At 73.3% G+C, this 24412-nt stretch carries 17 protein-coding genes; 2 read left to right on the forward strand and 15 right to left on the reverse strand.

The features are described 5' to 3' along the window. The first annotated feature begins 56 nt into the window (after positions 1-56). A complete protein-coding gene (locus QOZ89_RS26440; RefSeq protein ID WP_083419081.1) occupies positions 57-1676 on the forward strand; it encodes an MFS transporter in 1620 nt (539 codons plus the stop codon). Here QOZ89_RS26440 and pspM read toward each other — a convergent pair. From pspM to QOZ89_RS26495, 11 genes are all read right to left on the reverse strand, one after another. After that, a complete protein-coding gene (gene pspM / locus QOZ89_RS26445) occupies positions 1673-2530 on the reverse strand; it encodes a phage shock envelope stress response protein PspM (RefSeq protein ID WP_071050526.1) in 858 nt (285 codons plus the stop codon). The two genes, QOZ89_RS26440 and pspM, sit on opposite strands and share 4 nt — an antisense overlap. A gap of 301 nt (positions 2531-2831) precedes the next feature. After that, complete coding sequence (locus QOZ89_RS26450; RefSeq protein ID WP_071050527.1) at positions 2832-3710, reverse strand: PspA/IM30 family protein; 879 nt, start codon at positions 3708-3710, stop codon at positions 2832-2834. A 303-nt stretch (positions 3711-4013) separates the two neighbouring features. Beyond that, the gene (locus QOZ89_RS26455; protein ID WP_071050528.1) at positions 4014-4331 is read right to left on the reverse strand and encodes a helix-turn-helix domain-containing protein; all 318 of its coding nucleotides are present in this window, start codon (positions 4329-4331) and stop codon (positions 4014-4016) included. A 284-nt stretch (positions 4332-4615) separates the two neighbouring features. Then, a complete protein-coding gene (locus QOZ89_RS26460) occupies positions 4616-5911 on the reverse strand; it encodes a competence/damage-inducible protein A (protein ID WP_071050630.1) in 1296 nt (431 codons plus the stop codon). Next, positions 5901-6794 carry a CDP-alcohol phosphatidyltransferase family protein gene (locus tag QOZ89_RS26465; protein WP_491677167.1) on the reverse strand — a complete coding sequence of 298 codons (894 nt, stop codon included), beginning with the start codon at positions 6792-6794 and terminating at the stop codon, positions 5901-5903. The genes QOZ89_RS26460 and QOZ89_RS26465 overlap by 11 nt, the downstream gene beginning before the upstream one ends. Further along, complete coding sequence (locus QOZ89_RS26470; RefSeq protein WP_312625988.1) at positions 6791-8494, reverse strand: MiaB/RimO family radical SAM methylthiotransferase; 1704 nt, start codon at positions 8492-8494, stop codon at positions 6791-6793. Before QOZ89_RS26470 ends, QOZ89_RS26465 begins: the two co-directional genes overlap by 4 nt. A gap of 183 nt (positions 8495-8677) precedes the next feature. Continuing rightward, positions 8678-9811, reverse strand: a complete 1134-nt coding sequence (locus QOZ89_RS26475; protein ID WP_312625990.1) for a helix-turn-helix domain-containing protein — start codon at positions 9809-9811, stop codon at positions 8678-8680. Between the two features lie 197 nt (positions 9812-10008). Beyond that, positions 10009-12537, reverse strand: coding sequence for a DNA translocase FtsK (locus QOZ89_RS26480; protein ID WP_241841938.1), 2529 nt, complete (start codon positions 12535-12537; stop codon positions 10009-10011). Positions 12538-12872: 335 nt separating this feature from the next. Beyond that, positions 12873-14558: a ribonuclease J gene (locus QOZ89_RS26485; protein WP_071050530.1), complete on the reverse strand. Its 1686-nt coding sequence runs from the start codon at positions 14556-14558 to the stop codon at positions 12873-12875. Further along, positions 14555-15496, reverse strand: a complete 942-nt coding sequence (gene dapA, locus QOZ89_RS26490) for a 4-hydroxy-tetrahydrodipicolinate synthase (protein ID WP_198543360.1) — start codon at positions 15494-15496, stop codon at positions 14555-14557. The genes QOZ89_RS26485 and dapA overlap by 4 nt, the downstream gene beginning before the upstream one ends. Positions 15497-15728: 232 nt before the next feature. Continuing rightward, a complete protein-coding gene (locus QOZ89_RS26495; RefSeq protein WP_198543361.1) occupies positions 15729-15896 on the reverse strand; it encodes a hypothetical protein in 168 nt (55 codons plus the stop codon). A gap of 402 nt (positions 15897-16298) precedes the next feature. On the opposite strand from QOZ89_RS26495, the gene QOZ89_RS26500 reads away from it, so the two are divergent. Then, positions 16299-17969 (forward strand): hypothetical protein, encoded by a 1671-nt coding sequence (locus tag QOZ89_RS26500; protein ID WP_071050633.1) that lies wholly within the window; start codon positions 16299-16301, stop codon positions 17967-17969. A 202-nt stretch (positions 17970-18171) separates the two neighbouring features. Here QOZ89_RS26500 and QOZ89_RS26505 read toward each other — a convergent pair whose 3' ends face one another. From QOZ89_RS26505 to thyX, 4 genes are all read right to left on the reverse strand, one after another. Next, positions 18172-18912, reverse strand: coding sequence for a hypothetical protein (locus QOZ89_RS26505; protein WP_071050532.1), 741 nt, complete (start codon positions 18910-18912; stop codon positions 18172-18174). A 285-nt stretch (positions 18913-19197) separates the two neighbouring features. After that, positions 19198-20358 (reverse strand): acetate/propionate family kinase, encoded by a 1161-nt coding sequence (locus tag QOZ89_RS26510; protein WP_071050634.1) that lies wholly within the window; start codon positions 20356-20358, stop codon positions 19198-19200. Between the two features lie 153 nt (positions 20359-20511). Beyond that, positions 20512-23061 carry a phosphoketolase family protein gene (locus QOZ89_RS26515; RefSeq protein ID WP_083419083.1) on the reverse strand — a complete coding sequence of 850 codons (2550 nt, stop codon included), beginning with the start codon at positions 23059-23061 and terminating at the stop codon, positions 20512-20514. Positions 23062-23591: 530 nt separating this feature from the next. Continuing rightward, on the reverse strand, positions 23592-24353 hold the full coding sequence (thyX, locus tag QOZ89_RS26520) for an FAD-dependent thymidylate synthase (protein WP_241841939.1): 762 nt from the start codon (positions 24351-24353) through the stop codon (positions 23592-23594). Positions 24354-24412: the final 59 nt, after the last annotated feature.

Here is a 24412-nt window from a genome sequence, read left to right on the forward strand (position 1 = left end):
GACGGACGAGGGGCGGCTGAGGCGATTTGCCCCTGGGCGGCCGGAAGGTATGGGGTGTGGGGGTGACGGACACGGCGCTCGACCAACCACAGCGATCAGCGCCGGCCGTCAGGATCTGGGGGCCGGAGCTGCGGGTCCTGACGGTGGGCCTGGTCTCGACGATCACCCTGCTCGCGTTCGAGTCGCTCGCCGTCGTCACGGTGGCGCCGCTGGTGTCGGCGGATCTGCACGGCCTGAACCTGTATGGATGGCTGACCGGGGCGTTCTTCCTGACCACGGTGGTCGGTCTCGTGCTCGCCGGCGCGGCGATGGACCGGGCCGGGCCGATCCGCCCGTTCGTCGTCGGCCTGCTGGTGTTCGGCGCGGGGCTCGTGGTGGCGGCGACCGCCGTGGACATGGAGATCGTGATCGTCGGCCGCGGCCTGCAGGGGCTGGGGGACGGCGCGATCGCCGCGGTCTGTTTCGGCACGGTCGGGCGGACATACCCGGCCCAGGTGCGGCCGAAGGTGTTCGCCGTGCTGGCGACGGCCTGGGTGGTACCGAGCCTCGGCGGCCCGGCGGCCGCGGCGTTCCTCGCCGAGCAGGTCGGCTGGCGGTGGGTGTTCGGCGGCCTGATCCCCCTCGTCGTGGTGGCCGGCGCCGTCACGGTCGGGGCGTTGCGGGTGGCCGGCGCGACGTCACCACCCATGCGGGAGGGCATCATCACCGCCCCCGGTGAGGACGGGGTGGCCGGGACGGCCGTCTTCGCCGGCCCGGCGAACGGCGGGCCGGGTGACGTGCCCGGTGGGCCAGCGACGGACCGCGCCGGGGTATGGCCCGCCGTCGAGGCCGGCAGGGGGCCGCTGGTGCGGGCGGTGCGGGTCGCGGCCGGCGCGGGCCTGCTGCTCGCCGGCGTGACCAGCCGATCGCTTTTCGGCATCCCGCTCGTCGTCGCCGGCCTGCTCGCGGGCATCGGGCCGCTGCGCCGGCTGCTGCCCGCCGGAACGCTGCGGGCTCGCCCGGGGGCGCCGGCGGCCGTGGCGGTGCGTGGGCTGCTCGCGTTCGCGTTCTTCGGCGCGGACACGTTCGTCCCGCTCGCCATCACCTCCGTGCGGCACGCCTCCGCCACGGTCGCGGGCCTCGCCGTCTCCACGGCGGCGGTCGTCTGGACCGTCGGGTCGTGGACTCAGGCGAGGCTCGCGACCCGCCGTTCCGGGCGGTTCCTGGTCACCGTGGGCCTGGGCACGCTGGTGCTCAGCGTGGCGGGCACCGGGACGGCGCTGCTCAGCACCCAGGTGCCGCTGGCCGTGGGGATCGCCTGCTGGGGCCTGGCCGGTTTCGGGATCGGTGTCGCCTACTCACCGATCATGAACGTGGCGCTGAACGAGGCACCGCCGGACCGCCAGGGCATGGCGAGCAGCGCGGTCTCGCTCTCGGACAACCTCGGGGTGACCTTCGGCGCCGGGCTGGGCGGCGTCGCGGTCGCCGCCGGCGCGGCGACGAGCCACCCCGCCGCCGACGCGGCGGGCGGCGCGGTCAACGCCGCCGGCCACGTGGCCTCCGTCGCCGGTCTCGCGGGCGCCTTCGCGCTCGCGACCGCGGTCGGCCTGGTCGGTCTGCTTGCCGCCCGCCGGCTGCCCACCACCGCCCTCGCCGAGGCGCCCGCGGCCAGCCTGCCTGACGGCACCGCCGGCTAGCGACCGGTGGGGCCGAGATCCGAGGTGGCGGCACCGCCAGCGGCGGTCCCGCGGCCCGCGGCGGGCAGGCCGCGGGCGGCCGCGCCGACGTCACGCAGGCCGGCGGCGTAGCCGCGCAGGTTCTCCGCCTGTTCGGCCAACGCGTCGAGGTCGACGGGCGCCACGCCGAGCGCGGCACCACCGACCGGTGTCCCAGGCGGCGCCGGGCCACCGAGGTCCAGGCCGCCGGAGTAGGCGTAGACGCCGGCGCCGACGACCTCGGCCGCGGCGGCGACGAGGTCGTCGAGGGCTCGCACGGCCGTGTTCATCTCCTCGGCAAGGGCCTGGACGGTGCCGGCCAGTTGGGCACGCGCGGACCGGTCGGCCAGCGCCCGTGCCGCCGCCTCGCAGGCCACGACGCGGTTCGCCCGCATCCGCAGCCCGTCGACCACCTCGGCGGCCGACGCCATCGCGGAGCGGATCACGTCCGCCGTCGGGCCAGGCGGCACCGGCCGCGCCAGCGCGAGAAAAGCGCTGATCGCCTCCTCGCCGCGGCGCAGCGGTCCGGCCGCCGCCGAGCCGGTCAGCGCCCGTACGCCCGGCGCGGCGGACACCGGCAGCGGCGGCCCCGGCGTCTGCCGGTCGGCCCTGGCCGCCTGCAGTGCCCACAGCCCGCTGTTGACCAGCGAGCCGGCACCGGCGAGGAGCCACATCCACCATTCGTGGCCGAAAGCCACGCCAGCCGGGGTGATGACCGCGGCGAGCGCGGCCCATCCGCCGGCTGTCCACCGGGCGTGCCGGGCATAGCGGGTGGCGGCCCGCGCCTCACGCTGGGCGCCTCGCCGTTCCATCTCGGCCGCCATGGCATCCGGCATCCTGGGCTGGATCCTCCGCCGCCAGTCCCAGCCCTCCGCCCGGACCCACGGCCGCCTCCCGGAGGGGTCCGGTCCCTGAGCGCCAGGCCGCCGCGGCGGTTCCTGCTGGGGCCGCCAGGGCGGCGGCCCCCAGCCCGGCGGCGAGGGCCAGGACCGGGGCGGCGGGGCCGGCGGGGGCGGCGGGGGCGGCGGCTGCCCAGGGCGCCCGCCGGGCCCGCCGCTCGGTGGCCCCGGCGGGCCGCCGCCCACACCAGGCCAGGTCACCGTCGCCGTCCCGTGGGCATCGTGGGCATCGGCCCGGTCACGGACCCGAGGCCGCTGGGCCAGTGGCGTCCGCGCCGCGGTCCTCGCGCGCGTCGGGCGTCGGCGGCTGGCTCTTGCCGAGGGTGACTCGGTTGTCGCCGGCCGGCACCTGGCCCGCCCCCGTCGGCTGGCCGCCGCCACCGGCGGCGCCCGGCCCAGCGGCCAGGCCCGCGCGCAGCTCGGCGAGCCGGTTGGTCGCCCTCGCGTCGATGGTCGCCCGGCGGACCTCCAGCATGCGCGCCTCGACGCCGGCGGAGGCCAGCTCGTGCCGGCCCATGGCGACGGAGTAGCGCTTCTCGACCTTCTCGCGGACCTCGGCGAGCGTCGGCGTGTCGCCGGCCGGAGCGAGCTCCGACATCGACTCCATCGCCTTGCTCATCTGCTCGCGCATCGCGGCATGCTCGATCTGCGTCAGCAGCCGCGCTCGCTCGGCGAGCTGCCTGCGCAGCCGCTCGGTGTTGTCGTCGACGGCGCGCCGGGCGAGCTCGGAGGACTCGACCGCCTGCTGGTGCAGGGTCCGCATGTCATCCAGCGACGACTCCCCCGCGACCAGCTCGCCGGCGAACGCCTGCGCCGTCTGTTCGTACTGAGCCGCGGCGGCGGCGTCGCCGCTCACGCGGGCGTTGTCGGCGAAGGCGAGCGCGGAGCGCGCCGACTCCGTGAGCATCGTGACGTTCTCGATCTGGCGCGCCATCCGCATCTCCAGCTGGCGCTGGTTGCCCAGCACCAGGGCGGCCTGCTGGCGCAGCGCCTCGTGCTGACGACGGCCCTCAGTGATGGCCTGGTCGATCTGCACCCGCGGATCGGCCTTCTCGTCGAACTTCCGGTTCGCCGACGCGGACAGATAGCGCAACGCCCGCCGGACGACATTCGCCATAGTCCGATCGTCGCACGTCACTGGCCCGTGCAGACAGCCCTGTACGAACGTCACCGATCGACGGCATATGTCCGTTTTCGGACACCCGCCGTTCCGGGTGAGCCGGAACGGCGACTTCCCGCCGATTGCGCTCACAGCTGATCCGCCGGCGTGGCATTGATCAGGTGCTGCGCGCGGAATCGACGGGGGCAACCAGGTCAATCTGGTACGCAGTGCGCCAGCGCCCGATATCGGCGCGCCCAGCATTCGCTTTCGCGGGCTCCGCCCGATTTGTCTCGTCCGGCCGGCGGGGCCGGCCCGCGGTCAGGCCGCGCGGTTGACCATGGGGGCCGGAGGACGGGCGGAGACGACCATCGGGGCGCCGACGCGGGGCGTCTCGGCGGCGAGCTCTGCCAGCTCGACGTCGTCGCTCACCTCGCGCAGCAGATCGGCCAGGCCGACGCCGAGCGCATCACAGATCGACGCGAGCAGCTCGGAGCTGGCCTCCTTCTGCCCACGCTCGACCTCGGACAGGTAGCCGAGCGACACCCGGGCCGCGGACGACACCTCCCGGAGCGTCCGGTGCTGATCCTGGCGGCGACGGCGGAGCGCCTCACCGATCATGCGTCGGAGCAGGACCATCGCGCCTCCTCCTTCGTCCACGGTATGGGTTTCACCGTATACCTACCGGCACGGTCATCGAGTGGCCGTTGACGGGACCGTAGCTCTGTAACCACCGCGCGTCCGGCGAACAATCCCAGGAGTGCCCCGAAACGCGTCTTGGAAGCGTATCTACCTGCTTCAACGGTCGACATCCGCCATCGGAGCCCTCGGGCGCTCCTACTTGTGAGCCCACCGTCGACGTCGCACATAGGCGCGGTCGATGCACGATCACAAGGGGCAAGCATGATCGCACCTCCTCACCCCTAGCCGGCGGGGATCTCCGCACTCCCCAGCGGTCCGGCGCCTGCCACCGGCAGTCCCGAGAGCGTACGCCGTAACACGTCGAGCGCCTGCACAACCGCGAAGGTCTGAATAAGCGGCCGGTCCCCGGGCAGCCGTAGCGACCGGGTCACAGTGCCGTCCGGACCGGCGAGTCCCAGGTGGAGCGTGCCAACCGGCTTGCCCTCCTGCTCCTCGGGCCCGGCCACACCGGTGGTCGCGAGCCCCCAGGTGGCGCCGAACATCTCGCGCACGCCAGCCGCCATCGCGGCGGCGGTGCGCGCCGAGACCGCGCCCTCCGTCGCGAGGACGGCCTCGTCGACGCCGAGCACGGATGCCTTCGCGTCGGTCGCGTAGGCGACGACGCCGCCTCGGAAGTAGGCCGAGGCGCCGGGGGTCCCGGTGAAGGCCGCCGCCAGCCGGCCACCGGTGAGTGACTCGGCCACCGCGACGGTGCCCAGGCTGGCCGCCAGCTGGGCGCCGACGACGCCGGCCAGCGTGTCGTCGTCGGTGCCGTAGACGGCCGGGCCCAGCGCCGCGCGCGCCGCCGCCTCGACCGGGGCGATCAGGCGCCCCGCCTCCGCACGGTCGGCGGCCCCCGCGGTGATCCGCACCCGGGTCTGCCCCTCGCTCGCGAGGAACGCGATCGTCGGGTTACCCACGTCGCGCAGGCGCTCGACCTCGTCGGACAGCGCCTCGGCGACGGCGGACTCCCAGACGCCGGCCGTGCGCAGCACCCGATGCACGACGACGGACGGCTGCCCGGCTCGGCGCGACAGGTCCGGCAGCACGCTGGCGGTGAACATCGCGTGCATCTCGCGCGGCACGCCGGGCATCGCGTACAGCACGGCGCGGCCGATCTCGATCCGGATGCCGGGCGCCGTGCCCGGCCCGTTCGGCAACGGCTCGGCGCCCCCGGGCAGGTCGGCCTGTCGGTAGTTCATGGCGGGCACGTCGCGGCGCAGCTCGGTGAACCGGCGCCGCAGCAGTGCCTCGAGGAACTCGTCCCGGCGCAGCGCCACCCCGGCGGCCGCGGCGATCCCCTCGCGGGTGAGGTCGTCCTGGGTCGGTCCGAGGCCGCCGGTCACGACCACGACGTCGCAGCGCTCAGCGGCCGTCCGCAGCGCCCGCTCGATCCGGTCGATGTCGTCGCCGACCACGACCGACGTGCCGACCCGGACACCTACGTCGGCGAGCTGGCGGCCAAGCCAGGCGGCGTTGCCGTTGATGATGTCGCCGTAGAGCAGTTCGTCACCGACCGCGACGATCTCAGCCAGCATCGGCGTTCCGTCCCGTGCCACTGGCGGCCTCCCCTGGCCCCTCGTCCGGCTCCTCGTCGAGCGTGCTGGGCGAGCCCGAGGCGCGCCGCAGCTTGAGCGCGCGGGCGACGTAGTCGACGCCGGTGGCGACGGCGACGACCACCCCGGCCGCGAGCACCGCGTCGCTGACCGCCGCCGCCGGCCCGGTCAGCGGCAGCACAGCCAGCCCGAGCGAGATGTTGAGCAGCAACGTCTTGAGCTTGCCGCCCCGGCTCGCCGCGATCACGCCGTGCCGGATCACCCAGAGCCGAAGCAGGGTGACGCCCAGTTCCCGGCCGACGACGACCACCGTCACGGCCCAGGGGATCTCGTCGAGGATCGACAGCGACACCAGCGCCGCGCCGGTCAGCGCCTTGTCGGCGACCGGGTCGACGAACGCGCCGAACTCGGTGACCAGACCGTGGCGGCGGGCGACCGCCCCGTCGATCTGGTCGGTGATCGCGGCGACGGCATAGGCGGCGAAGGCGGCGATCCGCCAGCCGTCCTCGTGCGGGCCGACGAACAGGAACACGACGAACACCGGCACCAGGACCAACCGCATGATCGTCAGAATGTTGGCGATGTTGAGCAGCCTCGCGGGGGGCGGCGGTGCCGGAACGTCGGACGGCGCCTGGCCGTGGGCCTCCCGGCGGGCCTCCCGAACCGGCTCGGCCGTTGAGCCGGCGGCCCCCGGCCTTTCCGAGCCCGCGGGAACCGCTGGCTGCGCGCCGCCCGGCGGCGCGGCCATGACGCCCGCGGCGCCCGCGGATGCCGCCGCCTGCGCGGGCAGGGTCTCGTCGGCCTGGGTGGGCACGCCGGACGTGACCCTCCGGCCGGCCTCGCCTGGCCGGCCCGCCACCGTCACCGATGCGCCCCGACGGCCTGGACCTCCCAGCCGGCCTGCTGGACCGGCTTCGCCGATCCAGCAGGAACACCGGCGGCCGCGAACTCGCCGGCGCCCGGCGTGCCTGCCCGGTCCAGCACGGCGACGAAGTCGGCGACCAGGTCGACGCCTTCGACGTCGATCACCCGCGCGATCACCAGGTCGCCGACGGCGACCGGCGCGCCGGGATCGCCGGACCGACCGGTCGTGCCGGTCACCGCGGGAAGCCGCACGACGCAGGCCCCGTCGACCTCGGGCTGCTGGTGGGCGGCGCAGCCGTGGGCCGTGCGGCCTGACGGCCCCCCGTCCCCGCCAGACCGGGCCGCCTGCGCGTCGGCTCCCGCGAGCACGTCGTCGGAGATCTCTTCGACGAGCACCTCCACGGTCTCGCCGACGCGCCGCTCAGCGCGCGCCGCGGTCAGCTGCTCGACCAGGTCGGCGATGCGAGCACGGCGGCGCTCGATGGCCCGGGGCGCGACCTTGCCGGACAGCCCGACAGCCTCGGTGCCCTCTTCGTCGGAGTATCCGAACACGCCGACCGCGTCAAGATCGGCCTGTTCGAGGAAGTCGGCCAGGATGTCGAGATCCTCGGCCGTCTCGCCGGGGAAACCGACGATCACATTGGAGCGGGCTCCGAGCGTGGGCGCGAGCGCCCGGCCCCGGCGAAGCAGGTCGAGGAAGTCGACCGAACCGCCGAAACGGCGCATCCGGCGCAGCACCGCCGGGCTCGCGTGCTGGAAGGACAGGTCCAGGTAGGGCGCGACCCCAGGCGTGGTCAGCAGCACCTCGAGGAGGGACGGGCGCGTCTCGGCCGGCTGCAGGTAGACGGTCCGGACGCGCACGATGCCGGGTGTCGCGGCGAGCTGGGGCAACAGCTTCTCCAGAGCGCGCAGGTCGCCGAGGTCCTTGCCGTAGGAGGTGGAGTTCTCGCTGACGAGCACCAGCTCGCGGGCGCCCTGCCCGGCGAGCCACTCCGCCTCGGCAAGGATGTCCCGCGGCGGGCGGGAGACGTGCGACCCGCGGAAGGACGGGATCGCGCAGAAGCTGCACCGCCGGTCGCAGCCACTGGAGATCTTCAGGGCGGCCACCGGCCCTCGTTCGAGCCGCCGCCGGATCACCGCCGGCATCATCGGGACGGCCGGGACGGCCGGGACGGCCGAGGCCGCCGGGGCCACGGCCGCGACGGTGCCATGCCCCGGCACCACGACGTCGGCCGCGGCCGCCCTGCCCCGCTCCACTGGCGTGATCGGGAGCAGGGTGCGCCGGTCACGCGGGGTGTGGGCGGCCGGGCGCTCGCCGTCGAGCACGGCACGCAGCCTCGCCGCGATGTCCGGGTAGGCGTCGAAGCCGAGCACGGCGTCGGCCTCGGGCAGGCTCTCGGCGAGCTCGGCGCCGTAACGCTCGGCGAGGCAGCCGACCGCGACGACCGCCTTCGGGCCCTGCCCGGCGGAGTCGGGCGCGGCGCGCAGGCCGTCGGCGGCGAGCAGGGCGTCGATCGAGTCCTTCTTGGCGACGTCGACGAAACCGCAGGTGTTCACCAGCACGGCGTCGGCGGCGGCGGCGTCGTCGACCAGCTGCCAGCCGCCATCGGCGAGCCTGGCCGCCAGCTCCTCCGAATCGACCTCATTGCGCGAACAACCAAGAGTGACGAGCGCGACGCGGCGGACTTGACCAGCGGACACCACGTCAGGCTACCGGGCGACGGCCGCCGGGCGCGCCGCGCGGCCTCCCGGGGCGCGAAACACGCGCTCCCCAGCGGACACGAACGTGGTCCAGGACACGGCGGGAGACCTTGGGGCAAAGCGCGAACGCCAGTGGCGGCGCCCGTCGGGCGTCGGGCGCCCGGCGCCGGTGGGCCGCCGGTATCAGTTGCGCTGCCCCGCCGGCGCGGTGGCGCCGTCGACCGTGCAGTCGCCCGAGTCGCCGAGCGCCACCAGCACCGTCACGACCTGTCCGGGCGCGCCCATCGTGCCCAGCTTGTGGCCGTTGCAGGACAGGTTCATCGCGCCCGCGTTGCCCATCTTGACCTGTAGCGCCTTGGCCGTGAGCGTTTTGGTGTCGCCCTTGGCCAGTATCTGGCGCAGCACGACGTGGTTGCTGTCGTCGCTGACCTCCAGCCAGCTCTGCGCGCTGACCGCCTCGAGCCGCAGGTTCACCTCGGTGGGCGGGGCCGTCGCGGACGGGGCGCCACCGGGCGAGGTGGTCGGCGAGGCCGAGGCGCCCGGCGCCGCGGTCGCCGGTGTCGGTGTGGGTGTGTCGTGCCGCGACGAGCCCGGGAGCAGGAAGGCGACCAGGGCCAGCAGGCAGAGTACGGCGGCGGAAATGACCATGGCCGTGCCCCAGTGGGGGCCACCGCGACGGCGCTCGCCGTGGCGCAGCGGGTCGAACGAGCTGGTCGGCGCGAGTGACGGAGCCGGCACCCGCTCGTGGCTGGCATCGTAGGCGGCGATCAGGGATTCCGGGGCGATGTCGAGCGTGCGGGCAATGCCGCGGATGTGGCCGCGGGCGTAGACGGCGCCGCCGACGCCGGAGAAGTCGTCCTGCTCGATCTGGCGGATCAGCGTCGCCCTGATCCGCGTACGGGCGCTGACCTCGTCGACCGACATGCCCGCGGCCACCCTGGCCCTGGCCAGGCGGGCACCAACGCTCCCGCCGTCGTCGACCTCCTGGGCGCCGCCAGCGGGCGTGGCTTCGCTCCGGTCCTCCCGGGCGGCGCCAGCCGGCGTGCCGCCGGTCCGGTCCCCCCGGACTGGCTCCCGGACCTCCCCGACCGCTGACCTCCCAGATCGGGCAGGGACCCCGGGTCCGGCAGGAGCCTCAGGGCTCGCCGGATCGGCGGGAACCTCAGGAGTCCCGGGAGCCCCGCGACTCCCAGGAGCCCCGTCGGCCGCCGGTGCGGCCTGGGCCAGCCGGGCAGTGGTCTCGACGGGGTCTGCGCTGAGGTCACGATGGTGGTCGCGCGGTTCGTCGAAAGCCACCACGGGCCAACCTCCGCACACATCCGACGCTGGCCGACGCGCGCCGCGGCACCGATGACCCGCATCGGGGGCCGCGTGGGGGCGACGGCCGGCCAATGACGATCAACGGGCAGCGGGGTTGCCAGGCCAACGGCAATGAATAGACGTTGCCTGAGTTTACGATTCCACGCCGCTCGTCGAAACCCGTCGCCGCTCCCGATGGGACCAACTGACCAACGTCAGCCACTCCGCAAGGTAACAAGAAGTCCTTCCAGCTCATCTGGCATCACCAGGACATCACGAGCCTTCGAGCCCTCGCTCGGGCCGACGATCCCCCGGCTCTCCATCAGGTCCATGAGCCGGCCGGCCTTGGCGAAACCCACCCGCAACTTGCGCTGCAGCATCGACGTCGAGCCGAACTGGGTACTGACGACCAGCTCGACGGCCTGCAGGAACAGCTGCATGTCGTCGCCGATGTCCTCGTCGATCTCCTTGCGCGGGCCGGCATCCTCCTCGAACACGTCCTCGCGGAACGCCGGAGGGGCCTGCTCCTTGGTGTGGTCGACGATCGCGGCGATCTCGTCCTCGGAGACGTAGGCGCCCTGGATGCGAGCCGGCTTGCTCGCCCCCATCGGCAGGAACAGCGCGTCTCCCAGGCCGACGAGCTTCTCGGCACCGGCCTGGTCGAGGATGGTGCGGCTGTCGGCCAGCGACGCGGTGGCGAACGCCAGCCGCGACGGGACGTTGGCCTTGATCAGGCCGGTGACGACGTCGACCGACGGGCGCTGGGTCGCGAGCACCAGGTGGATGCCGACGGCCCGGGCCATCGCGGTGATCCGGCAGATCGCGTCCTCGACGTCGCGCGGGGCGACCATCATCAGGTCCGCGAGCTCGTCGACGATCGCCAGGATGTATGGGTAGGGCGTGTAGACACGCTCCGAGCCGGGCGGGGCGACGATCTCGCCGTTGCGCACCTTGCGGTTGAAGTCATCCACATGGCGTACACCGCAGGCCGCGAGATCCTCGTAGCGATTTTCCATCTCCTTCACGACCCACTGCAGCGCTTCGGACGCCTTTTTCGGGTTCGTGATGATGGGGGTGATGAGGTGAGGAATTCCCTGATAGCTGGTCAGCTCGACCCGCTTGGGGTCGACGAGCACCATCCGCACCTGGTCCGGCGTCGCGCGCGCGAGCACGCTCGTGATGAGCGTGTTGATGCACGTCGACTTGCCGGCCCCGGTCGCGCCGGCGATGAGGATGTGCGGCATCTTCGCCAGGTTCGCCAGGACGTAGCCACCCTCGATGTCCTTGCCGAGCCCGACCACCAGCGGGTGTGGGTTGCCGGTGGCGTCGGCGCTGCGCAGGACGTCACCGAGGGACACCAGCTCCCGGTCGGTGTTCGGGATCTCGACGCCGACCGCGCTCTTCCCCGGGATCGGGCTGATGATCCGCACATCCGGGCTCTTCACCGCGTAGGCAATGTTCTTCGCCAGCTGGGTAATCCGTTCGACCTTGACAGCGGAGCCCAGCTCCACCTCATACCGGGTGACCGTCGGGCCCCGAGTGAACCCGGTGACCCGGGCATCCACCTTGAACTGGGAGAACACGTCCGTCAATGACGCGATCACCGTGTCGGTCGCGGCCGACCGCACCTTCGGTGGGGTGCCGGACTTCAGCAACGTCGGCGACGGAAGCACATAGTCACCCTCGACCGGCACCGGCACCAGGTGCTCGATCTCGCCGTCCGCCCCCGCGGTCGAAGCGGCTCCGGCCGTGGCGCCGCCCGCTCCAGCCGGCTTGCGCTGCCGCGGCGGGCGCCGCACGGGCGCCGCCGGCTCCTCGACATCGCCATCGGGGCCGAGGTCCAGGCCAAGGTCGAGGTCGAGGATGTCGCCGGAGGCCACACCGGCGCCGTGCCCGTCAGGCGGCGGAACCCTCCGGCCCGCCGGGCCGGTGAGCTCGGTGTCGGCGTCGTACACATCGGCGGCGGCCGCGCCGGCACGGCGCCGGCTCCGGCCCCTGCCGCGGCCCCCCGCGGGCGCGCCGCCGGCGAGCAGCTCGTCCGCGAGCCCGGCCCGGCCAGGCTCGCCGGCCAGCTCGTCGGCGTCGTCGAAGACGTCCGGGTCGTCGCCGGGACCGATAGCGCGGCGCGGGCCGCGGGCCGCCGTCCCCCGCTGGTTGTCGCGGTCTTCCCGGACGCCGGCGGCCAGCCGGTCGACAAGACCGCGGGTCAGCATCGGGACCTGCCTCAACGGCGTCCGCGTGATGACCAGTACGCCGAAGAGCGCGAGCAGGATCAGCAGCGGCGCGGCGACGTACGGCGTGACCGCGGCCGCCAGCGGCGAGGAGGCGATGAAGCCAGCCGCGCCACCGGCGGCCCGCAGTTCCTTCGTCCCGTCGCCGAAGTCGGGGATCCCACGCACCACGTGGTAGAAGCCGAGCCCGCCGAGTGTCGCCGCGACCCAGCCGATAGTCACCCGGCCGCGGCTGTCCGGGTCGGCCGGGGCCCGTACCAGCCGCCATGACGCGCTGAACCCGATCACCGGCAACAACAGCGCTCCAGCACCGAACAGCAGGCGCAGCAGGGAACTCAGCGCGGTGCCGACCGGCCCGGCGGCGTGGAACCACAACGCGGCCATCGTGAGGATCGCCCCGCCAAGCGTCGCGAGCCCGGCACCGTCGCGCCGGTGCTCCGGGTCGATCCGCAGCTCTCGGCTGCCACGGCGAACATGCCGCAGCGAGGTACCGAACACGGTCGCGAGCGCCATCCACAGCCGCGCGACGCCCCGCAGCAGCCACGCGGCGACGGCAAGTGAGAAGGGTGTCCCCCCGGACGCGCGGCGAGCGCGCCCGCCGCCGGACCCACCCGACGGACGGCTCGCGCCCGCGCCACGTCCCCGGGCAGGCCGACTGCGAGCGCTGGCGGCCCGGGACGTGGCCGATCCTTCCCGGGATCGCGCGCCCGCCCCGGTCGTGCGTGTGGCCACATGAGCACGTTACAAGCCCGCCCCAGCCACTCCTGGCATCCCCGACCTTCCGGGCGCGCCGCGGCGGTCCCGGGAGGGCGCTCAGCGCCCGATCAACAGGGCGTCCCAGCGCCTTGTCAGACTTCGACGACGACGGGGACGATCATGGGGCGGCGGCGGTAGGTGTCGCTGACCCAGCGGCCGACGATGCGACGGACGAGCTGCTGGAGAGCGCTCGCGTCGGTCATGCCGTTGCGCATGCCGTCGGCGAGGCCGTCGGCGACCATCTTGCGCACCTTCTCGATGGCGGCCCTGTCGTCAGAGAAGCCACGAGCGACGAAGTCCGGCCCGGCGACGACCTTGCCGGCCGCGGCGTCCACCACCGCGGTGATCGTGATGAAGCCCTCCTCGCCGAGGATGCGCCGGTCCTTCAGGCTCGACTCGCCGACGTCGCCGACGGCGACGCCGTCGACGTAGACGTAGCCGCACGGCACGGCGCCGGTGATCGACGCCTGGCCCTCGACGAGGTCGACGACCATGCCGTCCTCGGCGAGCACGATCCGCTCGGCGGGCAGTCCGGTCAGCTCGGCGAGCGCGGCGTGCGCCCGGAGGTGCCGCCACTCGCCGTGGATCGGCATCATGTTCGACGGCCGCGTGGCGTTGAGGACGTAGAGCAGCTCGCCGGCGGGCGCGTGCCCGGAGGTGTGCACCTTGGCGATGCCCTTGTGGACGACCTTGGCGCCCCAGCGGGTCAGGCCGTTGATGACGCGGTAGACGGACTCCTCGTTGCCGGGGATCAGGCTGGAGGCGAGCACGACCGTGTCGCCGGCCTCGATCCGGATCGCGTGGTCGCGGTTGGCCATCCGCGACAGCGCCGACAGCGGTTCGCCCTGCGAGCCGGTCGAGATCAGGCAGATGTTGCGGTCGGGCAGCGACTCGACGTCACGGGCGTCGATGACCAGGCCCGGCGGAACCCGCAGCAGGCCCAGGTCGCGGGCGACCCCCATGTTGCGGACCATCGAGCGGCCGATGAAGCAGACCGAACGGCCATGCGCCTCGGCGGCGTCGAGGACCTGCTGCACACGGTGCACGTGGCTGGCGAAACAGGCCACGATGATCCGCTTGCCGGCTTCGCGGAACACCCCGTCGAGCACCGGGGCGATCTCCCGCTCCGAGGTGACGAAGCCGGGGACCTCGGCGTTCGTCGAGTCGGACATCAGCAGGTCGATGCCCTCCAGGCCGAGGCGGGCGAAGCCGCCGAGGTCGGTGAGCCGGCCGTCGAGCGGCAGCTGGTCCATCTTGAAGTCGCCGGTGTGCAGCACCAGCCCGGCGGAGGTGCGGATCGCGACCGCGACCGCGTCCGGGATGGAGTGGTTGACGGCGAGGAACTCGCAGTCGAACGGGCCGAAGCTGTGCCGCTCCTCCTCGGTGATCTGCAGCGTCACCGGCCTGATCCGGTGCTCCTGCAGCTTGGCGACCATCAGCGCCAGCGTCAGGCGGGTGCCGACCAGCGGAATGTCGGCCCGCTCGCGCAGAAGGTAGGGGACCGCGCCGATGTGGTCCTCATGCGCGTGGGTGAGGATGACCGCCTCGATGTCGTCGAGACGGTCCCGGATCGCGGTGAAGTCCGGCAGGATCAGGTCGACGCCCGGCTGGTCGGTCTCCGGGAACAGCACGCCACAGTCGACGATCAACAGCCGGCCGTCGTGCTCGAAGACGGTCATGTTCCGGCCGATCTCACCGAGACCGCCGAGCGGGATGATCCGCAGGCCCTCGACGGGCAGCGGCGGCGGGGCCCCGAGCCCCGGGTGCGGATGGCTCATGAGGCGGCCGCCCCCGCCGGCGCCGCGGCGAACGCCGGGACCGCGGGCGGCTCCAGCACGGCCGCGGCCAGGTCCAGGCGGAGCTGGTCGATCTCCGCGTCGGTGGCGTCGACCAGCGGTGGGCGCACCGGCCCAGCCGGTAGGCCTCGCAAGGTCAGGGCGGCCTTCGTCGTAATCACTCCCTGAGTTCGGAAAATTCCCTTGAAGATGGGCAGCATGCCCTGGTGCAGGCGTCGCGCGGTGACCGGGTCGCCCGCGTCGAAGGCGGCGATCATGGCCCGTAGGGAGGGCGCCCCGACGTGCGCGACCACACTGACGAGGCCGACGGCACCGACCGAGAGCAGCGGCAGGGTGAGCGCGTCGTCGCCGGAGTAGTACGCCAGCGACGAGTTGGCTATGACCCGCGAAGAGCTCTCCAGGTCGGCCTTCGCGTCCTTCACCGCGACGATGTTCGGGTGCTCGGCGAGCGCGAGCAGCGTCTCGCTGGCCACCGGCACCCCGGAGCGGCCGGGGATGTCATAGATCATTACGGGCAGGCCGGTAGCGTCCGCGACCATCCGGAAATGCCGGGCGAGACCGGCCTGCGGCGGCTTGCTGTAGTAAGGCGTCACGACCAGCAGGCCGTGCGCGCCGGCCCGCTCGGCGGCCCTGGCCAGCTCGACGGTGTGCCGGGTGTCATAGGTGCCGACCCCGGCGATCACGCTGGCGCGGTCACCGACAGCCTTGAGGACCACGCGCAGCAGCTGGTCCTTCTCGTCGTCCGAGGTGGTGGGCGACTCGCCAGTAGTGCCACTGATCACCAGGCCGTCGCTGCCGGCGTCCACCAGATGGGAGGCCAGCGCCGCGGCGCCGTCGAGATCGAGGGCGCCGTCCGGGAGGAACGGCGTCACCATCGCGGTGATCAGGCGCCCGAACGGCGCGGGGGGCAACACTGACATACCGGCCACGCTAGCTGGCACCTCCCACACCCCTACTTCCCCACCGATCCGCCAAGCGGTGGTCGGCGCTGGTCAGTACATCCGGCCCGGCCAGGCTCGGCCGGCGGGGACCCCTCGCGCCATCGACGCCAAAGTCAGCCGTCACGCCGGCGCCGCGCCTGTCGCACCGCCAGCGTCATTCTCCCGCCCAGTGCCCCGTCGCGCCCAAGAGCCCGCGGGGCTGCCGCCCGCGTTACCGCTGCGCGGAGGCGCGCGACCGGCGGGCACCCAGGCGGCCGAGGACGAGCATGTTGCGGTCGAGGCGCTGCCACAGCTCGCGGCGGCCCAGGCGGGCCAACGGCCGGCCGGCCACCACCGGGGACCTGCGCACAGAGACACCAAGACCGAAGTTCTTCGGCATGATCAACCGTCCATTGCTTCTCAACCGTGCCGCCTCGACAGCAGCGCTGCCTCGACGGCCACCGCGTCGGTGACACTGGCCCTGGGTCTGCGATCAGGGTATCGGACGCCGCGCCGGTGCGCGGCCCGTCGGCACGCCTGGCGGCGTCAACCCGGTCCGCCGGGCGTCGGGACCGGTCCCGATCGCCCCCGCGGCCACCGGATCCCGGGTCCCGGCGGGACCGGCGATGCCCGTCGGCGACGAACGCGAAAGGTCCGCCGCGAGGACCACGGGGCCGCGATCCGCCCCGCCTCAGGACCGGCGCGGAGCCAGCCGGGCCCGCCTTGAGCGGAATCGGCGGGAAAGCGCCTAATGTGCCTGCGTGACCATCACCCTGACGACCGTGAACCTGACGGAGCGCTGATGGCCGGAGCCAGCCCGCCGGGGAATGGTGCCGGGTCACGAGGCGCCGACCCGCGACGCCGCTGGCGCCGCCGGGACGACGCGGACGCGGCGCCGGTGCTCGACCTGACCGACGTCCACGAGGTCACGACGGCGCTGCTCGTGCCGCCGCCGGAGCTCCGCGGGGTGCGCCGCCGGGTCGTCGACCAGTTCACCCTCCTGTCGGCGAACCGGGCCGAGCTCGCCCGCTCGATCAACTGGGGCCCGCTGGACGGCCTGCTGAACGCGGTCGTGCCGGCCACCCACCGGCTCGACACCCGTGGCCGGCTACCCGCCGAGGTGTCGCTGCTGCTGCCGGTCTCGACGCTGCCGAAACGGGCGCTGGTCGCGTTCAACCTGACCGGCCCGAACGGATCCGACGCCCACCTGGTGCCCTATTCCACCTCGGTTGTGATTCAGGGATATGTGGTCGCCCTGCTGGCGAACGAGATCGGGTACCTGCCGCCGCCGGAAGCCCGGCGCATGGTGGACGCGATCAGCCGGTTCCGGCCCGGCCGGCTCTCGGGCAATCGGCCGGGCCTGACGCCCCGCCACCGCGCGCCGGACGGACGAACACCTCGGCCGCTGTCGCTGCGCGCCCTCGGGGAGTACCTGGCCAGGGAAGCCGACCTGTCGGTGCCCGAGCCGACGCTGCGCCGCTGGACCGGGCGCGTCGAGGCGGTGCAGGACGCGCTTCTCACGGCGTTGGACGAGCCGTTCGACCCGCTGTCCAGCGCCGACACCCTGCTGCTCGCGGCCGGCGAACTGCGGCGCGACCCCGAGCTGCCCGATGAGCCCACAGTCGACGACATCGACCGGTATCTGACGGTCTTCGTCGACTGGGTCGACGACCTGGTCGCCGCGGGGTCGCGGGCGGTGCCCGTGCTCTCGACGATCGCCGAGTACGGCCGGCGCTGGGAGGCGCTGGCACAGGTCACCCTCGACCCGTACCGGCCGTCACTGATCAAGATGGCCGAGGAGCGGCGCGCGCAGCTGGTCCGCCGCCCGCCCGCCCGCCATGCGTCCCGGTGGCGGGCGGCGGCCGGGGGCCTGGCGCTGGCCAATCCGGTGGCCCTGGTCGACCTGGACCCCGGCGTGGGCAGCTACCACGTCAGCATCGGCACCGACGACAGCAGTATCGAGATCAGCCACCCGGTCGTCCTCGACCTCTACAACCGCCCGGTCGAGCGGACGTACGTCGAGGATGTGCAGGACAACCGCGAGGTGTACGCCTACTACACGACGGACGTGCGCAGGCCGAGCCGAGCGCGCCTGGCGGTCGGCCTGTCGGTCTCGCCGGACGTCTCCCGGGTGACTGTCGCCATCGGCGTCCTGATGGCGATGGCGGTGGGCCTCGCGGCGCTTCCGGTCGAGCTGGGCCCGGACGCGGTCGCGGTCATCACCGTCCCGTCGTCGTTCGCCGCGACGATCCTGCTCACCCGCGAGCGCAGCAGCCTCGCCGCCTGGGTCCTCGGCCCGGTCAAGGCCACCCTGCTCGCGCTGCTGGTGGCGCTCGCCATCCTCTCCGGCCTGCGTGCCCTCGGCTGGCACCGGCCGGCCGACTCGGCGGCGGGCACCGCGCGCCCGCCATCGGGCGCCGGGGCGCCCTCCCCCGTGGTCAGCGGCGGATGGACACCACCGCGGTCGACCTGATCACGGCCAGGCAGGGTGATCGCGCCGGCACGGCCCTGATGGCGCGGTCATCCGCGCCGGGTGCTGACAGGCAAGGGGCAACGTCGCCGAGTTTCCGGGTCGGGACCCGGAAACGGGTCGAGGTGCCCCGGAGAGGCGAACGCACGCTCGCCGGGACACCTCGACCAAAGACGGCACCGATCAGGTCGGCGCCTCCTACCGACTACTGCTGGCCGCCCGGCCAGCCGCCCTGCGGCGGCTGCTGCTGCCAGCCGCCCTGCGGAGGCGGCGTCGGCTGCTGCCAGCCGCCCTGTGGCCGCCCCTGCGGCGGCTGCTGCTGCCAGCCGCCCTGGGGCTGCCCCTGCGGCGGGCCCTGCGGCCACGCGCCCGGCGGCGGGACCTGCTGCTGCCCCTGCGGCCACTGGCCGGGCTGCGTGCCCTGCGGCCACCCCTGCGGCTGGCCGTACGGCGGCTGAGGGCCGCCCGCCGGCGTCGTCGCGCCGCTGCGGAACCGGAGGAAGGCGAACGCGGTGAGCGCGATGGCGGCGATCAGGCCGAGGTACGTCCCAGCCCGCGCGCCGGCCTCGATCGACCCGCCGAAGAAGGCAGAATCCCCACTGTCGGGCCGGTCGTAGGTCACCCAGCGGAGCAGGATCAGCACCACCGCGAGCCCACCGGCGCCAACGAACGCCAGCGCCGGCTGGACCGGGCCGAGCGTGGGCACCCGGAAGCCGGCGAACACCTGCGCGGCGACGAGCCCGGCGACAGCCAGGCAGAGCAGGACGGAGAACCAGGCGGCGAACCCCATGTGCCACGCGTTCGCGCTGGCGCTCGCGCCACCGACGCTCGTACCACCGACCTTCACGCCGTACCACGGCAGGAAACTGAAGATGAACATGAGGAGGCCAGCCCCCATGACCCCGATGTCGCCGGTCGCGAGGTCGCGACCTCCGATTCTTGGCATGACGCAACCCCTTCTTCTCCGGATGCCTGTGGCTCCGGAAGATCATGGCGTATCCGCTCCGGCTCGCTGGCCAGCCCCCGCGACCGAGCCCGGCCGCGACAGCGATCCCCACCAGGATCTCTACCGATAAACAAAATAAGCAAAAACGGCGATGCCAGACTTTCGTCCGGGGAAGCTACACCCGAATGGGAGATTTGTCGTCTTCTCGTACCGGGAGGCTGACGGGCTGTCAGGCCGCCGACATGCCCATGGCCGGGGTGCCACCCGTTTGGGCCGCCCCGGCAGTCACTCTTCCGACAGGATCTCGCGGACGCCGCGGGCTATTTCCAGGTCCTCGCGGGCGGCGATCACGAAGGTACGGACGGGAGCCCCGGCGGCCGTGAGGTCGGTGTCCTCGCCGGCGGCCGGATCGTGGCCCGCGTTGCGGGCCGGGTCGACGGCGACGCCGAGGAAGGCCAGGCCGTCGGCCGCGGCGGCGCGGACCTGGGCTGAGCGCTCGCCGACGCCGCCGGTGAACACCAGGGCGTCCAGGCCCCCGAGCGAGGCCGCCATCGCCGCGATCCCGGCGCGCAGCCGGTGCAGGTAGACCGCCAGGGCCAGCACCGCGGCCTCCTCCTGCCGACCGGCGCGCTCGACGACGGCTCGCATGTCGGAGGTGCCAGCCAACGCGGCCAGCCCGGAGGCGTGAAAGAGCGCCTCGGTGAGCTCCTGGGCGCTCATCCCCGCCGATGTCTGCAGCCAGAGCAGCAGCCCCGGGTCGACGTCACCGGACCGGGTGGCCATGACCAGCCCTTCCAACGGAGTGAACCCCATGGTCGTGTCGACACTCACCCCGTCACGGACGGCCGCGAGCGACGCGCCCGAGCCGAGGTGGCAGGTCACGACGCGACGAGCGCCGGCGCCGCCGGCAGCGCCCGCGGCGGTCACGAGCTCGGCCGCGCGCCGGGACGCGTAGGCGTGCGAAAGCCCGTGGAAGCCATAGCGGCGGATGCCGTGCCGCTCCCGCCAGACCGCCGGCACCGCGTAGGTGGCGGCCGCCGGCGGCAGGGTGGCGTGGAAGGCGGTGTCGAAGCACGCGACCTGGACGGCGTCCGGCAGCACCTCGCACACCTCGCCGAGCGCGGCCAGCGCCGCCGGCTGATGCAGCGGCGCGAGCGCCGTCAGCTCGGCCAGGCGCGCGGCGACCGCGTCGTCGACACGCACCGGCGCGGTGAACGCGGTGCCGCCGTGCACGATCCGGTGGCCGACGGCGACCGGGCCCGCGGCCGTCTCGCCCTGTTCGCCGCGCCGCCGGGCGAGCAGCTCGTCGACCGCCGCGCGGAGCTCCGTGAGGTCCGCGCGGCCGGCGGGAGCGGCCAGCTCACGCGCGCCGAACAGGGTGTCGTCGGGCGCGACGAGCGCGAGCTTGAGCGTCGCCGAGCCCGCGTTGACCACCAGCACATCCACGGCGGCACCCGTCCCGGTCAGTAGGGCCAAAGGAGGCGCGACAATGCTCTTCCTTCGCGCCTCCGGCGGCCTGTTTCGGAAAAACTAGAGGGCCAAAGGGTGTGCGAAAATGATCTTCCTTCGCACACCCGGCGGCCGTTGTCCCCAGGATCACTAGTAGGGCCAGACCCAGTCGCGGATCTCGGGCGGGTCCTCGCCGTGCTCGCGGGTGTAAGCACGGACCCGTAGCCGCTCGTCGACCATCTCCTGGCGGACGTGCGCGGCCCGCGCGCCCAGCGACGGCACCCGGTCGATCACGTCGGCGACCAGATGGAAGCGGTCGAGCCCGTTCATCATCACCATGTCGAACGGCGTCGTTGTGGTTCCCTCCTCGATGTAGCCGCGGACGTGGAGATTGTGGTGGTTGGTCCGCCGGTACGTCAGCCGGTGGATCAACCACGGGTACCCGTGGTGAGCGAAGATGACCGGCCGGTCGGGGGTGAAGAGCGCGTCGAACCGGGCGTCGGAGATGCCGTGCGGATGCTCGCTCTCGCTCTGCAGGGCCATCAGGTCGACGACGTTCACCACCCGGACCCGCAGCCATGGGAGGTGGCGGCGCAGCAGGTCCACGGCGGCCAGCGTCTCGAGCGTCGGCACGTCGCCGGCGCACGCCATCACCACATCCGGAAGCCCGTCACCACCGGCGCCGGCGCCACCAGTGGCGTCCTGGTCATTGCTGGCGAAGTCCCAGATGCCCAGGCCCCGGGTGGAGTGGGCGATCGCCTGCTCCATGGTCAGGTAGTTCAGCGCCGGCTGCTTACCGGCGACGATCACGTTGATGTAGTTCCGGCTGCGCAGACAGTGGTCGGCGACCGACAGCAGCGTGTTCGTGTCCGGCGGCAGGTAGACCCGGACGACCTCCGCCTTCTTGTTGACGACGTGGTCGATGAAGCCGGGGTCCTGGTGCGAGAAGCCGTTGTGGTCCTGCCGCCAGACGTGGCTGGTGAGCAGGTAGTTCAGTGACGCGATCGGGCGGCGCCACGGGATCTCGCGGGTGGTCTTCAGCCACTTGGCGTGCTGGTTGACCATCGAGTCGACGATGTGGATGAACGCCTCGTAGCAGGAGAAGAGGCCGTGCCGGCCGGTGAGCAGGTAGCCCTCCAGCCAGCCCTGGCACAGGTGTTCGGAAAGTACCTCCATCACCCGGCCCGCCCGGGCGAGGTGCTCGTCGGTCGGCAGGATCTCGCCTTCCCAGACCCGGTCGGTGACATCGAAGACGGCGCCCAGCCGGTTCGAGGCGGTCTCGTCGGGGCCCATCAGCCGGAACGTGGTCGGGTTGGCCAGGATGACGTCGCGCAGCAGGTGGCCGAGCACGGTCGTCGCCGAGGTCGACGCGGTGCCGGGCGCCGCCACGTCGACGGCGTAGTCCCGGAAGTCGGGCAGGGTGAGGTCCCGCAGCAGCTCGCCGCCGTTGGCGTGCGGGTTGGCGCTCATCCGCCGCCGCCCCGCCGGCGCGAGCGCCGTCAGCTCCGGTCGCGGCCGGCCGGCGGCGTCGAACAGCTCCTCGGGGCGGTAGCCGCGCATCCAGTCGGCGAGTTCGGCGATCCGATCGGGGTTCGCTCGCGCGTCGGTGATCGGGACCTGGTGCGCGCGCCAGGTCCCCTCGACGGGCTTGCCGGCGACGGTACGCGGCCCGGTCCAGCCCTTGGGGGAACGGAGCACGATCATCGGCCAGGCCGGGCGGGGCGCTTCCCCGCCCGCGGCCACAGCGGCCCTGGCCTCGCGCTGGATCCTGGTGATCTCGTCGAGCGCCTCGTCCAGGACGGTGGCGAGCCGGCGGTGCGCCTCGGCGATACCGGCTGGGCAGCCTCCGGGCGCGCCAGGCTCCGCCATCGTCGCGCGCCCTTCGGCCGGGTCGTCGCCGGCCTCGGCGGTGACGTGCAGCGGGGCATAGCCGTAGCCGCGCATCAGCGCGTCCAGCTCGGCCTCGGGGATGCGGGCGAGCACGGTCGCCTGCGCGATCTTGTAGCCGTTGAGGTGCAGGATCGGCAGGACCGCGCCGTCCCGGGCCGGGTCGAGGAACTTGTTCGAGTGCCAGCTGGCGGCGAGCGGGCCGGTCTCGGCCTCGCCGTCCCCGACGACGCAGGCCACCACCAGGTCGGGGTTGTCGAACGCGGCACCATAGGCGTGCGCGAGGGCGTAGCCCAGCTCGCCGCCCTCGTGGATCGAGCCGGGCGTCTCCGGCGCGACGTGGCTGGGAATTCCACCCGGAAACGAGAACTGCCGGAACAACCGGCGTATCCCGGCCTCGTCCTGGCTGACCGTCGGGTAGATCTCGGAGTAGGTGCCCTCGAGATACGCGTTCGCGACGATGCCGGGACCGCCGTGACCCGGACCGATGACGTACATCATGTCGAGGTCACGCGCCTTGATCACCCGGTTGAGGTGCGCGTAGATCAGGTTGAGGCCCGGGGTGGTGCCCCAGTGGCCGAGCAGGCGCGGCTTGATGTGCGCCGACTCGAGCGGTTCCCGCAGCAGGGGGTTGTCCAGCAGGTAGATCTGCCCGACGGACAGGTAGTTCGCCGCCCGCCAGTAGGCGTCAAGCAGCGCCACCTCCTCATCCGTGAGCGGCCCCGCGACGCTGGCGCCGGCGCGGGGCCTTGTTGCCGGATCGGCGGTGGACCTGGCTGGCTGGATGGTGGCGAATTCCGCCGCACCGGTCATCGGCTGGCCCTTTCCTGTGGAGGCCGGCTCTCGGGGCTGTCGGGCTGGCTGGGACGCGAAGCCTCGTCGCTGGCACACGCACACCCCGCCAGCTCGGCTGGTTGGAGCCGGTCGGGCGCGTCCATTCGACCACCCTCCCGCCCCGCCGACGGCCTACCCGGCGGCCCTGGCCGTCATGACCTCTTTCCCTGGAAACGTGAGCCGCCAGACCTGACGCGCCGGTACGGTTCACCCAGTACTGCGCGGACCGTACCGGCGCGGACCGTACCGGCGCGGACCGTACCGGCGCGGACGGCTCAGCCCTTCGTGCCTGCCGGCTTCTCGCTCTCCGGAATCTCCTGTCTTTCCGGGATGCGGGCCACTGGGCCACTGGGCCGCTCGGTGCGGAGTCGACCACCTCGGTGGGAAGCTGGCGGCCGGTCGGGCCGGCCGCCCACGACGGCCACGACGGCCGCTCTGGCCCCGGTGTATGCGCTCACACATCTCTTTGCCCGATGCGGCCCATCGGGTTCACGGGAGCGAGCGGCCTGCTACCCCTCGCCGACGAGCGGGCTGGAGGCGACCTCGGTGCCGTCATCGAGGGTGGAGAGGCTGAAGTCCGCGAACACGTTCGGGGCGACCTCCCGCAGCGCCTTCAGGACCGCGACGGCGAGCCCGCGGATCTCGACGTCCGCGGACTCGCTGGCGCGCATCGCGACGAAGTGCCGCCAGGCGCGGTAGTTGCCGGTGACGACGATCCTGGTCTCGGTGGCGTTCGGCAGCACCGAGCGGGCGGCCTGACGCGCCTGCTTGCGCCGCGACGTGGGGGCCGCGACCTCGGCGAAGTGCTTCTCCAGGCCTTCCAACAGCCTCGAGTAGGCGGCCAGGGACGCGGTCGTCGCCTCCTCGAAGATCGCGTGCAGCTCCGGGTCGGCGGCGATGACGTCCGGCTCGACCATCTCGGCGTCCCGCTCGGGCACGTAGCGCTGGGAGAGCTGGCTGTAGGAGAAGTGCCGGTGGCGGACCAGCTCATGGGTGAGGCTGCGGGACACGCCGGTGAAGTAGAGCGTGACGGTGCCGTGCTCGAGCACCGACAGGTGGCCCACCTCGAGGATGTGCCGCAGGTAGCCGGCGTTCGTCGCGGTCGACGGGTTCGGCTTCTTCCAGCTCTGGTAGCAGGCCCGGCCCGCGAACTCGGCGAGCGCCTGCCCGCCGTCGGCGTCGGTCTCCCACGGCACGTCGGCCGGCGGGAGGAACTCCGTCCGCGCGATCACCTGAACTCGCACTGCCACCTCCACGAACGGTTCGACCATGCCGATCCACGGTAACCGGCGGGCAGACGGCCAGGTGCGGGCCCGGGCTCGCACCTGGC

The sequence above is a fragment of the Pseudofrankia coriaricola genome, assembly GCF_032027725.1.
Classification (GTDB): Bacteria; Actinomycetota; Actinomycetes; order Frankiales; family Frankiaceae; genus Pseudofrankia.